Annotated in this window: 10 protein-coding genes and 1 pseudogene; 7 read left to right on the forward strand and 4 right to left on the reverse strand. The window is 61.9% G+C overall.

The features are described 5' to 3' along the window. Window positions 1-24 precede the first annotated feature (24 nt). The 5 genes from DMO26_RS17650 to DMO26_RS17670 all read left to right on the forward strand — a co-directional run bounded on the left by DMO26_RS17650 (window position 25) and on the right by DMO26_RS17670 (window position 5,418). Window positions 25-1,293 (forward strand): ABC transporter substrate-binding protein, encoded by a 1,269-nt coding sequence (locus DMO26_RS17650; RefSeq protein ID WP_117193475.1) that lies wholly within the window; start codon window positions 25-27, stop codon window positions 1,291-1,293. Window positions 1,294-1,372: 79 nt separating this feature from the next. Further along, window positions 1,373-2,221 carry a carbohydrate ABC transporter permease gene (locus DMO26_RS17655; protein ID WP_117193476.1) on the forward strand — a complete coding sequence of 283 codons (849 nt, stop codon included), beginning with the start codon at window positions 1,373-1,375 and terminating at the stop codon, window positions 2,219-2,221. Continuing rightward, complete coding sequence (locus DMO26_RS17660; protein ID WP_117193477.1) at window positions 2,218-3,072, forward strand: carbohydrate ABC transporter permease; 855 nt, start codon at window positions 2,218-2,220, stop codon at window positions 3,070-3,072. Before DMO26_RS17655 ends, DMO26_RS17660 begins: the two co-directional genes overlap by 4 nt. Window positions 3,073-3,082: 10 nt before the next feature. After that, window positions 3,083-4,123 carry an ABC transporter ATP-binding protein gene (locus DMO26_RS17665; RefSeq protein ID WP_117193478.1) on the forward strand — a complete coding sequence of 347 codons (1,041 nt, stop codon included), beginning with the start codon at window positions 3,083-3,085 and terminating at the stop codon, window positions 4,121-4,123. Between the two features lie 17 nt (window positions 4,124-4,140). Next, window positions 4,141-5,418, forward strand: coding sequence for an amylo-alpha-1,6-glucosidase (locus DMO26_RS17670; protein WP_117193479.1), 1,278 nt, complete (start codon window positions 4,141-4,143; stop codon window positions 5,416-5,418). 100 nt (window positions 5,419-5,518) lie between these two features. Here DMO26_RS17670 and DMO26_RS17675 read toward each other — a convergent pair whose 3' ends face one another. Beyond that, window positions 5,519-6,409, reverse strand: a complete 891-nt coding sequence (locus tag DMO26_RS17675; RefSeq protein WP_117193480.1) for a DMT family transporter — start codon at window positions 6,407-6,409, stop codon at window positions 5,519-5,521. 29 nt (window positions 6,410-6,438) lie between these two features. On the opposite strand from DMO26_RS17675, the gene DMO26_RS17680 reads away from it, so the two are divergent. Next, window positions 6,439-7,125: a PIG-L deacetylase family protein gene (locus tag DMO26_RS17680; RefSeq protein ID WP_117193481.1), complete on the forward strand. Its 687-nt coding sequence runs from the start codon at window positions 6,439-6,441 to the stop codon at window positions 7,123-7,125. A gap of 2 nt (window positions 7,126-7,127) precedes the next feature. On the opposite strand, the gene DMO26_RS17685 is transcribed toward DMO26_RS17680, so the two are convergent. The 3 genes from DMO26_RS17685 to DMO26_RS17695 are packed head-to-tail and all read right to left on the reverse strand — an operon-like array spanning window position 7,128 to window position 11,094. Further along, window positions 7,128-9,068 (reverse strand): glycoside hydrolase family 36 protein, encoded by a 1,941-nt coding sequence (locus DMO26_RS17685; protein WP_117193482.1) that lies wholly within the window; start codon window positions 9,066-9,068, stop codon window positions 7,128-7,130. Next, entirely contained in the window at window positions 9,065-10,048 is a 984-nt protein-coding gene (locus DMO26_RS17690) for a Gfo/Idh/MocA family protein (RefSeq protein WP_117193483.1), read from the reverse strand. Before DMO26_RS17690 ends, DMO26_RS17685 begins: the two co-directional genes overlap by 4 nt. Then, complete coding sequence (locus DMO26_RS17695) at window positions 10,045-11,094, reverse strand: zinc-dependent alcohol dehydrogenase (protein ID WP_117193484.1); 1,050 nt, start codon at window positions 11,092-11,094, stop codon at window positions 10,045-10,047. Before DMO26_RS17695 ends, DMO26_RS17690 begins: the two co-directional genes overlap by 4 nt. A 536-nt stretch (window positions 11,095-11,630) precedes the next feature. Between DMO26_RS17695 and DMO26_RS34420 the strand changes: the two are divergent. Beyond that, window positions 11,631-12,982 (forward strand): annotated as a pseudogene (locus DMO26_RS34420) (aldehyde dehydrogenase family protein). The last annotated feature ends 222 nt before the right edge of the window (window positions 12,983-13,204 follow it).

Raw genomic sequence — 13,204 nt, forward strand, 5'->3', positions numbered from 1 at the left:
AAACGTTCATCAGGGAGGAGAACGATGAAGAAGCTGCTTAAACTTATGACCGGCGCAGCGCTCGCTGCAGCGCTGCTATCCGGCGGCGCTTCTGCCCAGGCACTCTTCTGGTCGACCCAGGCCAAGCCGGTCGAGGAAGCCCAGAAGATGCGCGATATCGTGGTGAAGGGTTTTCCCGGCGGTGTCGACTACCAGCCGTCCGACGATGGTCCCTGGCTGACGCGCCTGCAGGCCGAGATCCAGGCCGGCAAGGGCACGATCGCAGTACTTGGCGCGTTGCACGGTTCGTTTTCGTCGATGTCGGGCGATCTGGTTGACCTCTCGGGCGTCAAACTCGGCGACGTGCATGTCAATGACCAATACAGAGAACTCGCCAAGCTTGGCAGCCAGGAGCAAAAGTATCTTCCGTGGATGCAGGCTACCTATATCATGGCCGCGAACAAGAAAGCGCTGGAATTCCTCCCGCAAGGGGCCGACATCAAGGCGCTGACCTACAACCAGCTGGTCGAGTGGGCGAAGAACATGGCCGAAAAGACCGGCTCGCCTAAATTCGGATTTCCCGCCGGCCCGGAAGGCTTGAAGCACCGCTTTTTCCAAGGCTTCCTGCTGCCGTCTTATACCAAGTCGATGGTGACGAAATTCCGTTCGCCTGCAGCCGAAAGCGGTTGGGCCAAGTTCAAGGAGCTCTGGCAGTACACCAATCCGGCGTCGACCACCTATGCCTTCATGCAGCAGCCGCTGCTTTCGGAGGAAGTCTGGGTCGCGTTCGATCACGTTGCGCGTCTTGCGGATGCCTTCAATCAGAGGCCTGCCGACTTCGTCGCCTTCCCGGTTCCGGCGGGTCCTGCCGGTCGCGGTTTCATGCCGGTCATCGCCGGCATCGGCATTCCCAAGACTGCGCCCGATATGGCGAAGGCCAAGGAGCTCGTCGCGTATATGATGAAACCGGAAACGCAGATCGCCACCTTGCGCGCCACCAACTTCTTCCCCGTTGTCGACGTGAAGCTGCCCGACGACATGCCGAATTCGGTCAAGGTTTCCGGTCCGGCAATTGCCGCCCAGACCGGTGCGAAGGACGCGGTGCCCGCGCTGCTGCCGACCGGCCTCGGCAATCTCGGCGGCAAGTTCAACCAGATCTACAACGACACCTTTGAACGGATCATCCTCGGCGGCCAGGATATTCGTCCGGTGCTCGACGAACAGGCCCAAGCGCTGAAGGCCTTGATCAGCCAGGCCAAGGTGCCATGCTGGCAGCCGGATCCGATGTCGCAGGGCCCTTGCCCGGTAGAATAGGGAGACCGTTTGATGGCGTCCGGGCGCTTGAAGCCCGGGCGCCTCGGTCGATCCATGCGGACCTGATGGAGGCGGCGTCGTGCGCTCTACGAAAGCCTTACCCTATTTGCTACTGGCACCGGCCACGATCTTTCTGGTCGTGTTTTTTCTCTATCCGTTCGTGCTCGTCGCTATCGACGCCTTCACCAAGGGCGGAGCGGTGACGCTCGACAATTTCCGGACCATGACGAGCAACTGGAAGTTTTCGGAAACCCTCCGCAACACCATGTTGCTTGCGGCCGTTGTCGTGCCGATCCAACTCGCCATGGCCCTGTCGATGGCCACCATCGTCTCCAAACTCTCGATGGGCCGCAGCGCCATTCTCTACATCTTCGCCATTCCGCTTGGCCTGTCCGATCTCGCGGCCGGCCTGATCTGGCTTACCATCTTCGAGCAGTCCGGCTTTCTGAACAGCTGGCTCGTCAGCCTGGGTCTCATCGACAAGCCGATCATGTTCCTCGGCTACCAGAACAAGTGGGTGATCTTTACCGCTGTCGTGCTGGGGGAGGTCTGGCGTGCCACGGCGATCATGATGGTCATCCTCGTCGCGGGGATGGGCCTCATTCCAAAGGAATATTACGAGGCCGCAGAAGTATTTGGCGCGCCGCCGTGGAAGCGCTTCACGAAGATCACGTTGCCGCTGCTCAGGCCAAGTCTGCAAACCGCGCTCATCCTGCGTGTGATACTTGCCTTCGAGGTATTTGCCGTCGTCGCTGCGCTGTCGGGCACGCAGTTTCCGGTCCTGATGGGAGAGACCTATCACTGGCAGTTCACCTTGCAGGATCGCGGTGTCGCTGCAGCTTTCGCCATGCTGATCCTGGCAATCTCCATCGCATTCACCCTGCTGCTGCTCTACCTGCTGCGCGTTCCCAGGGAGGCCCGTCTATGACAGCCGTGACAAACGACATGCCGATCGCACCGGCCGCCGTGACCGACGCACGTAAGGCCGGAAACTGGCTCCTGATCGCCTGCATAGTGTTGCTGTGTGTCTGGGTGCTGCTGCCGATCTATCTCCTGCTGGTCAACGCGCTTTCCTCGCCCGCCCAGGTGACCGGTTTTCCGAAACGAATAACTCCGTCTTTCGATTTCGGATCGCTATCCTTCTTCCTGAATTTCCAGGGTGTCGGCAAGGCCCTTTGGAACTCGGTCGTGGTGGCTCTTCTGACCATGGTGCTTTCCATCGGAATTGGCGCGCCAGCGGGATATGCACTTTCGCGTTTCGACTTTCCGGGCAAGCAGGCGTTCCGCTTCCTTGTGCTCATGACGCGCGCCTTCCCGTTACCCTTGCTGGCCCTGCCATTGGCGGTGCTTTTCATTCGCACGGGGCTCGACGATACCGCCTTCGGGCTTGCGATCGTGCACACGACGCTGTCGCTACCCTTTGCGGTCCTGATTACCTTTTCGCTGTTTTCGGGTATCCCGGTGGAACTCGAGGAGGCCGCCTGGACGCTTGGCTGCAATCGCTGGCAGGCTTTCCGGAAGGTTGTCCTGCCTCTGGCGCTGCCGGGAATTGCGGCCTCGGCCGTCTTCGCATTCACCATCTCGTGGAACGAGGTGTTTGCAGCAGCGGTACTTACCATTGAAAATCGAACACTCACAGCTTTCCTGCTGCAATCCATCAACGTCTCGCCGCTCTATCTCAAGTTCGCGGGCGGCGCGGCGCTCGTCGTGCCGGCGCTGATCTTCATCTTTGCCGTGCGCAAATATCTGTTCGCCATGTGGGGCATTGCCAACCGCTAGGAGGAAGACAATGGCTGAAATCCAGATCAAAGGCGTCGCCAAACGGTTCGGAGCCTTCACTGCGCTGCACCAGATCGACCTCACTATCGCCGACCAGGAATTCATGGTGCTGCTCGGTGCTTCCGGCTGCGGTAAGACGACGCTGCTGCGTATCATTGCCGGCCTCGAAACTCCGAGCGACGGCGAGGTTTGGATCGGCGGGCGTCGCGTCGATCATCTGCCGCCGCGCGAACGGGGCATTGCGATGGTCTTCCAGAACTACGCGGTATTCCCGCATCTGACCGTCTATGAGAACATCGCCTTCGGCTTACGCATGCAGAAAAAACCGCAGCCGGAAGTCGATCAGCGCGTCAAGCGCACGGCGGAACTGATGCATATCGAACAGCTTTTGCAGCGCTATTCCGGCCAGTTGTCCGGCGGGCAGCGCCAGCGCGTGGCCGTTGCGCGCGCGCTGGCGATGGAACCGGACGTGATCCTGATGGACGAGCCGCTCTCCAACCTCGACGCACTGCTGCGCCTGGAAATGCGCGCCGAACTCAAGGGCGTACTGGCACACTCTCGGACGACGGCAATCTATGTCACGCACGATCAAGTGGAGGCGATGAGCCTCGCAGACCGGATCGCGGTCATGCATCAGGGCCGCATCGTGCAGGCCGCGTCGCCGGTTGAAGTCTACCGAAATCCCGCGGCGCGTTTCGTCGGTTCCTTCATCGGCAACCCGCCAATGAACTTCCTACCGGCAAAGAAGTCGGGGGAGGAGCAGTTCATCGTCGCTGGCAGCACGCTGAAAGGTCCAAAGGCCTCGGGGGATATCGAATTCGCCATTCGGCCGGAAGACATGGATGTTGGCCCGGGGGGCATCCCCGCCACGGTCCGCGTGGTCGAGCCGCTCGGCGCGCACACGCTGATCACCACGGATGTGGACGGCAAGATCTTCCGGGTCGTGCTCGATTCCAATGCCGAGGCCAAGACCGGCGACAGGCTGTCGCTGGTGCCGCGGGCAGACCGCATCCGCTGGTTCGATCCCCAGTCAACCTCCGCCATACAGTGATCTTAGGAGAAGTCACCATGACCACGCTCAAGAAACAGGATTTCATCGACCGCGCCGTGGAGGTACTGAAGGAAAACGATCGCGGCGGATACACGGTGCCCACCAAGGGGCTCTATCCTTTCCAGTGGAACTGGGATTCCTGCCTCACGGCACTCGGACAGCGTCATTTTGACGAAGCCCGCGCCTGGATCGAGATTGAGACACTTTTTCAACATCAGTGGCCGGACGGCATGGTGCCGCACATCGTCTTCCACGTGCATGACGATGGTTATTTTCCCGGCCCCGACGTGTGGCGCTCCGGCCGCCCGACGCCGACTTCCGGCATCACCCAACCGGCGGTCGCCGGTTTTGCCGTGCGCCGCCTTTACGACAATGCGACCGACAAGCAGGCGGCGGCGCGAAGGGCGCGGGCACTGCTGCCCAAGATCGATGCCTGGCACCGATGGTTCTATGAAAACCGCGACCCGCAGAAGGAAGGCCTCGTCGCCATCATCCATCCCTGGGAATCCGGGCGCGACAATTCCATCGACTGGGACGCAGCCTTCGAGCGCGTGCCGACCCATGGCGTGGAGCCCTATGTACGCCGCGATACCCAACACGCCAATCCGAAACATCGGCCGACCAAGGAACAGTATGACCGCTACCTGTGGCTGGTGCAGCATTTCCGCAGCCTTGAGTGGGACAATTCGAAACTCCATGACGCATCGCCGTTTCAGGTGGTCGATCCTGGCTTCAACGCGATCCTGATCCGCTCCTGTGCCGATCTGGCGGTGCTTGCCGCGGATCTGGGCGAGCCCGCGCTGGCGCAGGCGAACCGTGATCGCGCCGAAAAGGGGCAGGCGGCGATGGAGAAACTGTGGAGCGAAGAGCACGGCCAGTATCTTTGCCTCGACCGTGTCATCGGCAGGCTGATCGACAGCGCCTCGATCGGCGGTTTGCTGGCAGCCTTCAGCGCCGTGCCGAAGGCGCGCGCGGAAGTGATTTCCAATACCATTGGCAAGCTGGCGGAAAGGGCGCATTTCCTCGTGCCTTCGCATGATCCTGCCGATCCCCGCTTTGATGCCAAGCGGTATTGGCGTGGACCATGCTGGCTTGTCGTGAACTATATGATCGCCGACGGTCTTTTCGCCGCCGGACAGACCGCGATGGCCGAGCGCATCACGCAGTCGAGCCTCGAGCTGATCGCCGGAAGCGGTTTTGCCGAGTATTACGATCCTCTGGATGGCGAGCCGCTCGGCGGTGGACGCTTCACCTGGACTGCGGCAATGGTGCTGGAGTTCGTCCAGGCGGCATGATGGAGAGGCGCGAAGTTCCCTGCGAAGAGGGCCTCGATGTCATCGAATCTTCATGCCAGAGAAGGTCGATTCACCTCGAGGAGCAGGAGGTAATCGCGCATTATAGCCTGTTTGGATCCCGCGGGTTCCAACGAATTTTACCAAGCCTCATCTGCTCGCGGATGAGCGTGACCAGCCCGGCGAATGCAACGATGACAAGGCCGACCAGGGCCAGCCCATCGGGATATTCGTGGAACAAGACCGCGCCGATCGCTGCTGCCCAGGCTATCTGCGAGTACTGGGTCGGTGCCACGTGATTGGCGGGAGCGAGTTTCATGGCCTGAAGAAGCAGCACCTGGCCGCAGGCGGAGAACGCGCCGGCCGCCACGACAAGGGCGATTTCTCTGAGGGAAGGCATTTGGACTCCGGTCAGCACCATGCCCGCAGCGTTGATGACAAGCGCGTAGGTCATCATGACTCCGAGGATCGTCGTGCGCTTTTCGGTGCGCGACAGCGAGCGCAGGAGGATCACGGTCGTGGCAGTGAGAAAGGCGATGGCGAGGGCCGCGAAGTGCCCGAGCGACAGCTCGCGAAACCCGGGGCGGACAACGAGGAGGACGCCGCAGAAGCCCGCAAGCACTGCGCCCCAGCGCCAGGGGCCGATCTGCTCCTTCAGAACCAGCGTTGAAAGAAGCGTGACGAAAAAGGGAGACAGGAAGATGAGCGAATAGGCCTCCGCCATTGGAATGGTGGTGAAAGCATAGACGCCAAGAATCCCGGCACCTGACCCAGTCACCGCGCGCGCCTGCACCAGCCACGGACGCTTAGCACGCCAGAAGTCGCGCCAGTTCTCCTCCCGGCCGCGCGTGAAAAACAGAAAGAATGCAGCGGCCACCGCCACCAGAAAGCCGATCTGGAACACGGACATTCCGCCACGAGACGCCTTGATACAGGCGTCTCCCCATGAAAATGTCGCATAGGACAAGAGGGCAATCAGGACGCCGTTCTTCATGATCCGCGCGGCAGCAAAGAGGACCGGTAATGAAAGTATTGGCGCTGGGCGCACATCCTGATGATATCGAGATCTTCATGTTCGGTACGCTTGCCGCCTGGAAGGCGATAGGCGCCGAATTGGTCTTCGCCATCGCGACCGACGGCGCCAGGGGCGGGAGCCGCGATCCTGCTGAACTGGCCGACACGCGGCGCAAGGAAGCGCAGAGCGCGGCCTATCTGCTTGGCGCGGATTTGCGGTTCCTCAATTTTCCCGATGGTGCGCTGGTCGCCGACGCCGGGCTTAACGCTGCGCTGAAGGCTCTCATTGACGACGTCCTGCCCGATATCGTCGTCACCCACGCGGCAAACGACTATCACGGCGACCACCGCGCGCTCTCCCAGGCGGTCGCAATCGCCGCGTCTTTTACGGCGCCGGTCATCTACGCCGATACCCTGCAGGGCGTCGGAGCCGAACCCTCGTTGTATGTGGACATCACCAAGCATTTCCCGCTCAAGATCCAGGCAATCCGGTGCCACGTCTCGCAGGACCCCGAGCGCTTTGTCGCTGCGATCAGCACCCAGAACACATTTCGCGCCACTCAATGTAACGCGCCCACGGGCTCTTATGCGGAGGCCTACGGCTTCAGGCAGGTCTATCCTTTCGTGGACATTCGCGCACTCATGCCGCCCGCACCGGAGGTGCGCCCAGTTCGCAACCGCAACACGCTTCGCTGACCTCAACATGCGCCGTCTCGAAACGACAGAACGCGGGATTGGAACGGTCCGAGCCTCAGCAGAACACCGGCTTCATGGACCTCGACGGTTTGGTCGTCCTCGGTGACGGCGCAGGGGCCGCGATGCTCCGCCAGGGTCCATGGAACCAGGCGATCAAGGGCGTGCTCACCGGTATTGAAGACGTTGAGGATTGTCTCTTCCCCGCGCCGCAACCGCTGCACGATCACCGGATCAGCCGTCGTCGTCGTCATCGGCTTGCCGTTCGGCCCGGCATCCAGCCAATGCGTGAGCGGCAAGGTCCCGGCGAGCGGGAAATCGCAGATGAAAGGTTTGCCGTCGGCGAGGAGCCGTGTCAGCAACTCGCGGCGGTGGTCAGGCACCTCGTCGAGCTGATCGCTCGTCATCAGCACACCGCCCGCCAAGCCAGCGAATAGGGCCAGCGAACGCACCTGGACATCCGTCAAATCATGGAACCTGTCGCGCAGCAGGATGCAGTCCGGATCCGTCTGCCACAAGATGTCGTTGCCGAAGTTGCGTGCCGTCTGATCGCGCAGCAGGGATTCTGCCGAATAGTGACCTTTCCACGTGACGCCGATGTCGCGCCCGATGCGCACTGCGTCGGCCAGACCCACCGGAGCCCAGAGAGGCGATCCGCACAGAAGCAGCGAAGCATCGCCGATCTCCTCACGCATCAGGCGAGCCATCACCATCCAGATCTCGATGCGGCTCATATCATCGCGGTGCCACCGCGCGACATCAGGGCCGTAAGTCGAGCCGAGATGCAGGAAGTCGGCCTTGAAATAGCGACAGCCCCAGTCATGTCTCCACGTCCGGAACACATTCCGGATATAGGCCTCCGCGGCGGGATGGGTGACGTCGAGCACGTAGTATTCTTCGCTGCGTTTGTGCCAGCGAAACTCCCCGTAGAAAGTCATGGGCGCAAGCGGTTTGCCGGTCTGCCGGTCTCTCACAACCCAGTCCGGATGCATCGCATAAAGGTTCGACCGGTTGCCCACCATGAAGGGAGCGATCCATAGGCCGGGGATAAAGCCTGCGGCAGAGATCTGCTCGAGAATGGGGGCGATGCCGTCGGCAAACTGGGGCCTGCTTTCCAGCCAATCGCCCATCTCAGGCGTGAAACCGTCATCGATCAGAAATATCTCGAACGGCGCGCCGCTTGAATCACGGAAGCGTTTTGCCGCCTCAAGATGCTCTGTCAGCGCGGACGGGCTGATCGACGCATAGAGATTGTACCACGAACACCAGCCGGTGAGCCGGCGTTCGGGCAAGCGGGGCGGGACCGGTGCCGCGGCTGCGACAGCCCGTGCCCAGGCCCGCATGCCGTCCTCATAAGTAGACGCCGCGAGGATGACGAAGGGTTCGCCTTCGACCATCTCTTGGCGCGGTACCTCGTCGATCAACGTCTCGAGCGTGAACGACAAGGGGCCGTCGGCAAAGTGGAAAGCCAGCCGGCTCTGAAACCGGTCGTTCCTTTCAAAACCTATTACCGCGACGTCGCCTTGCGTCGAAACAAGCGCGGTGGCCGCATATCCCGACAGGATCGCCGGATCCGCCTTTGCGGCCTCGTGTGCATTGGCGGGTTCGACGAAATAGCTGCCGTCCCAGCTCATATATCCATTGCGAAGATAACGCTGCACATTGCGGGCACAGGCAAAGACAAGACCGAGCGATCGCAGGCGTCGTTCGCCGGAGAAGCCGGTGAGGCGAAATCGACCCACCAAGCCGGCAGTGCCGCCGGCCGAAAGCTGAAGTTCAAACCGCGCGCCGTCTTCCAGCAACCACCTGAGCAACCATGTGCCATCCGTCTCTACGATCTGAGGTTCGCTAGGCAGGACAATGCCGTCGATGATCGGTGCGATTCCATCCAGCCTGATCGAACCGGTCTCAATGGCTTTCTGATCGGCTCTGAAGCGTGGTGTCATAATGCAACCTCCCGCCGCTCTTCGGCCGATTGCCGCGCGGCCAGCGCGATCTTCAGCGATGCTGCCCCGTCGGCAAGGGGAACAAGCGGTGCGCGGCGTTCGTAAACAGCCTCCGCCAGATCAGCGAGTTGTGCCACGAAGACGTCGCGCTCATCGCGAATGTTGATCTGGGCGGGCGGCCTGTCCGTGACGAAAAACTCGGCATTGTTCCAGTCGGTGAATTGAGCGGTCATGCGCCCGGCGACTATCTGCCATTGCTTCGCCCACTTGCCCGGAACGGCGGCATTGCTGGCGTGCAGCACTCCGATGCGGCCATCCTCATATCCAAGGATGATGGCGCTGACATCCTCCGTGTCGTAACGCTCGACGTCGCGGTGATAGAGGTTGGCTGCGCGCGCATAGACCGTCTGCGGCATGCCGAGCGTGTGGCGGGCGAGGTCGATCAGATGAATGAGCTGTTCGACCATCTGTCCGCCCGCCTTGCCGCGCTCGCGCCACCATGGCGCATGCAGGGCATTGCAATGGAATTGTGCCGCGAAATGGCCGGGCAGTCCGCTGTCGCCACGTGCGGTTGCCGCATCCCAGGCCCGGGTGGCCGCGCCATGGCGATACATGAACCCACAGGCGGCGACCACACCGCGGGCTGCGGTGACCTGCGCCTCGGCTCGTTCCATCGTCAGCGCGATCGGCTTTTCGACCAGCAGATTGATGCCGGCGCGAGCGGCCTCTTCCACCTGTCCCTGATGGGCAAAGGGCGGCAGGGCGACGATCAACAGGTCCGGTTGAGCTGCATCGAGCATGCGGTGGAAATCTGTGAAGGCCTGCGTACCATAGCGAGCCGAAAAGGCAGCCGTCCTATCGACATCGCGCCCGCAGCAGGCGACAAGATGCATCTTCTCCGGCAGCCTGGTTACCGCATCCGCGTGTCGCGCGCCTATGCCGCCGCAGCCGAGCAGAGCAACCTTCAATGGCGCAGTCATTGGCCGGACCCAAATGTGAGAACCGATTGCAGGATGTGGGGGTCACCTTTGTCGAGCCGATCAAACAGCGCCGGTACCTCGGCGAAAGGCGTCTGGTCGGTGATCAGCGGGATCAGGTCCAGCACGCCCTCGTGCTGCAGCCGGACGGCCGTTTGCCATAGCCGCAACTTCGACCATCGGTGGCTGGCCTCGGGCGCGACGCCGGAGATCTGGCTGCTGATGAGCTCGATGCGATTGTGATGAAACTCGTCGCCCAGATGCAGCCCACGCGCTTCTCCCTGGAAGAACCCCATTGCCACGACCCGGCTCGAATAGGCGACCGTTCGCATCGCTTCCGCCAAGGCGAGGGTCGCTCCTGAGACTTCAATGCAAATGTCCGCGCCGCGCCCGGCGGTCTCGGTCTTGACGATCTCGGCAATCGAACCATCATTCGGATCGAGCACCCGATGCGCGCCGAGCTTGGCCGCCAATGCGCGTCGGCTTTCCACGGGATCGACGCCGATGACGGTTGCGCCTGAGGCGCGCGCAGCCTGGGCTACGATCTGCCCCGGCACGCCAAGGCCAAACACGACGACCAGATCGCCGAGACGAATGCGAGCGTCGTGGACGCCGTTCAACGCCACCGCACCGATATGCGAGAACAGACCGATGCGGGGATCGGCTCCGGCGGGTATCAGTCGCATCGCTGCGTCCGTCTCGCTCATCACGTGAGCGGTGCAATGGTTCCAGGTACCAAAGATATGGTCGCCAGGCTTGACGCGTGTCACCGAGTCCCCGACCAGTTCCACCACGCCGACTTCCTCATATCCAAGATTTCGGACGGGATAAGTCCAGCTGGGCGTGCCGTCCCGAAATATGCGGTTCTCGACGTCCCATTGGCGCTTCATGAAAGGGCTGGTGCCGCGATATTGCGACAACTCGGTTCCGGCGCTCACTCCGGAATACAGCGTGCGGATCAGTACATCTCCGGCCTCCAAGGCCGGAAGGGAAAATGGCTCGAACGCCAGCCGGCGCTCCGTCGCTAGTACAAGACGGCATTCCTCCACGATTTCTCCTCCAAATCGCTCGTCAGACTAGTTAACCGGCATTTCAAACGTTTGCAATTGTAACTTTTGAGTCAATATACAAGGGCGCGTCAGCATCCGTAGCACTGAACCTCCAGCCTCCCAGCAGCACCTGACCAGGATTTTCTCGACACAGTCGGTGGTGACCCGCGAGATGAGCATCTTCTTCTTGCGGTTTTGGGCGAGGGTCCTGATCTGAGCGTGGCCCATGCCGGGTTTGTGGCTTCGAAGCCGGTCGAAGCTCAAGCTCACGATCGAGCGCGCGGCGGGTCAGGCGAGCCGCTATCGGTCCAGATGTCGATGGAATCAAGCCCCGTACTGTCCGGTGCCTTTGCGACATAGAGATCATCCACGAGATGGCGTCTAGGCAGAACCTTGGCGGGATCAATGCAGCCAACCTCCAGAAGACTCACGAGCAACTCGAAAGCAGTTCGACCATCGGTAAGGTCGTGCTCGAAGGGTTTGTCTGATCGGAAGTGGGCGGCGCGCCGCTCGCGTCGCCAGCCGCGGCGACTCCCGTGGATGTAGAGGAAGCCGTAGAGGCGGCACAGAACGCCTATCCGGCCTGGGCGTCGCTGCCGCCGAGCAGACGTCGTCAGTACATGCTGGCAGCAGCCGACGCAGTCGAAGCGCGGGCTCCCGAGATCGTCGAAGCCATCACGTCGGAGATGGGAGGACCGCCCGCGTGGGGGCGATACAACGTCAAGATCCTCGTGGAAAAGCTGCAATTCGCCGCAGACTGCAGCTATCAAGGCCTCACCGGAGAAGTCATCCCGTCCGAGAATCCCTCCCGCACGATGATAGCGGTCCGCAAGCCGGCCGGCGTGGTGGTCAGCATTGTCCCATGGAACGCGCCGGCGCTGCTCGTCGGCGCCTCTGTGTCTGCCGCGCTTGTTCTCGGCAACACGGTCGTCATCAAGGCATCCGAGCAGACGCCTCGCACCCACGGCCTGGTGGCGGCGTGTTTCGTCGACGCGGGCCTGCCCGCAGGCGTGGTCAATCTGGTCACGAACGCCCCCGAGAACGCCGCCGGCCTCGTCGAGGCTCTGATCGCCCACCCCAGCGTGCGCCGCGTCCACTTTACCGGATCGACGCGCATCGGCCGCATCTCGCGGAGAAGGCGGGCACCTACCTCAAGCGGACCGTGCTCGAACTGGGCGGCAAGGCCCCGTGCATCGTGCTGGCCGACGCCGATCTCGATCGTGCGGTCAGCGCTGCGGCCTTCGGATCCTTCGCGAACTCCAGGCAAGGCTGCCTCTCGACCGAACGCATCATCGTCGACAAGTCCATCGCCGACGAATTCTGCCGACGGCTCGCGGCCGTTGCTCATACAGTCGTCTGCGGAGATCCGCGCGACAGCGAGACGGTTTTGGGTCCCCTGATCAACCGATCGGCAGTCCGGCGGCTGGCGGAGCTGGTCGATGACGCGGTGGCTTCCGGTGCCCAACTGCTTGCCGGGGGATCGGCCGTAGGCAACTGCTTCGCTCCCACGGTCCTGAAGGGCGTTACTCCTACCATGCGTCTATATCGGGAAGAATCGTTCGGACCCGTGGCATCCGTCGTCATCGTCGATGGTGTCGAGGAAGCGATCCAGACGGCCAACGACAACGACTATGGCCTCTCTCCCGCAATCTTCAGCCGTGACGTGACGCTGGCCCTCGATCTGGCGAAGCGGCTCGACGCCGGAATGTCCCACATCAACGGCGCGACCCTCGACGACGAGGCGCAGATACCGTTCGGCGGTACGAAGGATAGCGGCTACGGCCGGTCAGGCGGTGCGGCCGGACTCGAGGAATTTACCGAGCTTCAATGGATCACTATCGAGGGTCCGCAGGCGCCGCTTTATCCGATATGCGAACAGCAGCTTTGACTCGTAACCTCCCAGACGCGGAGGAATAGCGCTCCGTCTCACATCGCGTCGCATGTCGCTCAAGCGCTTGTGAGATTCACTGACGTCCCGTCGGACGCCTTAGAACCTGCCTTGCGGCAGAACTCCGACAGGGGCTGCGTTCCTGCCGAACGGCAGCCGTTCGCGCCTGAAGCAGCAGGGCGACCCAGGCCTCGAGGTAGATCGCCTTTCTGGGCGGCCTCA

It is taken from the genome of Rhizobium terrae (assembly GCF_003425685.1).
In the GTDB taxonomy this organism is placed as follows: Bacteria; Pseudomonadota; Alphaproteobacteria; order Rhizobiales; family Rhizobiaceae; genus Neorhizobium; species Neorhizobium terrae.

Bases quoted from the DNA above. Each gene is read 5' to 3' on its own strand.
- DMO26_RS17670 (WP_117193479.1), top strand. From the start codon at position 4,141: ATGACCACGCTCAAGAAACAGGATTTCATCGACCGCGCCGTGGAGGTA.
- DMO26_RS17685 (WP_117193482.1), bottom strand. From the start codon at position 9,068: ATGACACCACGCTTCAGAGCCGATCAGAAAGCCATTGAGACCGGTTCG.
- DMO26_RS17660 (WP_117193477.1), top strand. From the start codon at position 2,218: ATGACAGCCGTGACAAACGACATGCCGATCGCACCGGCCGCCGTGACC.
- DMO26_RS17675 (WP_117193480.1), bottom strand. From the start codon at position 6,409: ATGAAGAACGGCGTCCTGATTGCCCTCTTGTCCTATGCGACATTTTCA.
- DMO26_RS17690 (WP_117193483.1), bottom strand. From the start codon at position 10,048: ATGACTGCGCCATTGAAGGTTGCTCTGCTCGGCTGCGGCGGCATAGGC.
- DMO26_RS17650 (WP_117193475.1), top strand. From the start codon at position 25: ATGAAGAAGCTGCTTAAACTTATGACCGGCGCAGCGCTCGCTGCAGCG.
- DMO26_RS17665 (WP_117193478.1), top strand. From the start codon at position 3,083: ATGGCTGAAATCCAGATCAAAGGCGTCGCCAAACGGTTCGGAGCCTTC.
- DMO26_RS17680 (WP_117193481.1), top strand. From the start codon at position 6,439: ATGAAAGTATTGGCGCTGGGCGCACATCCTGATGATATCGAGATCTTC.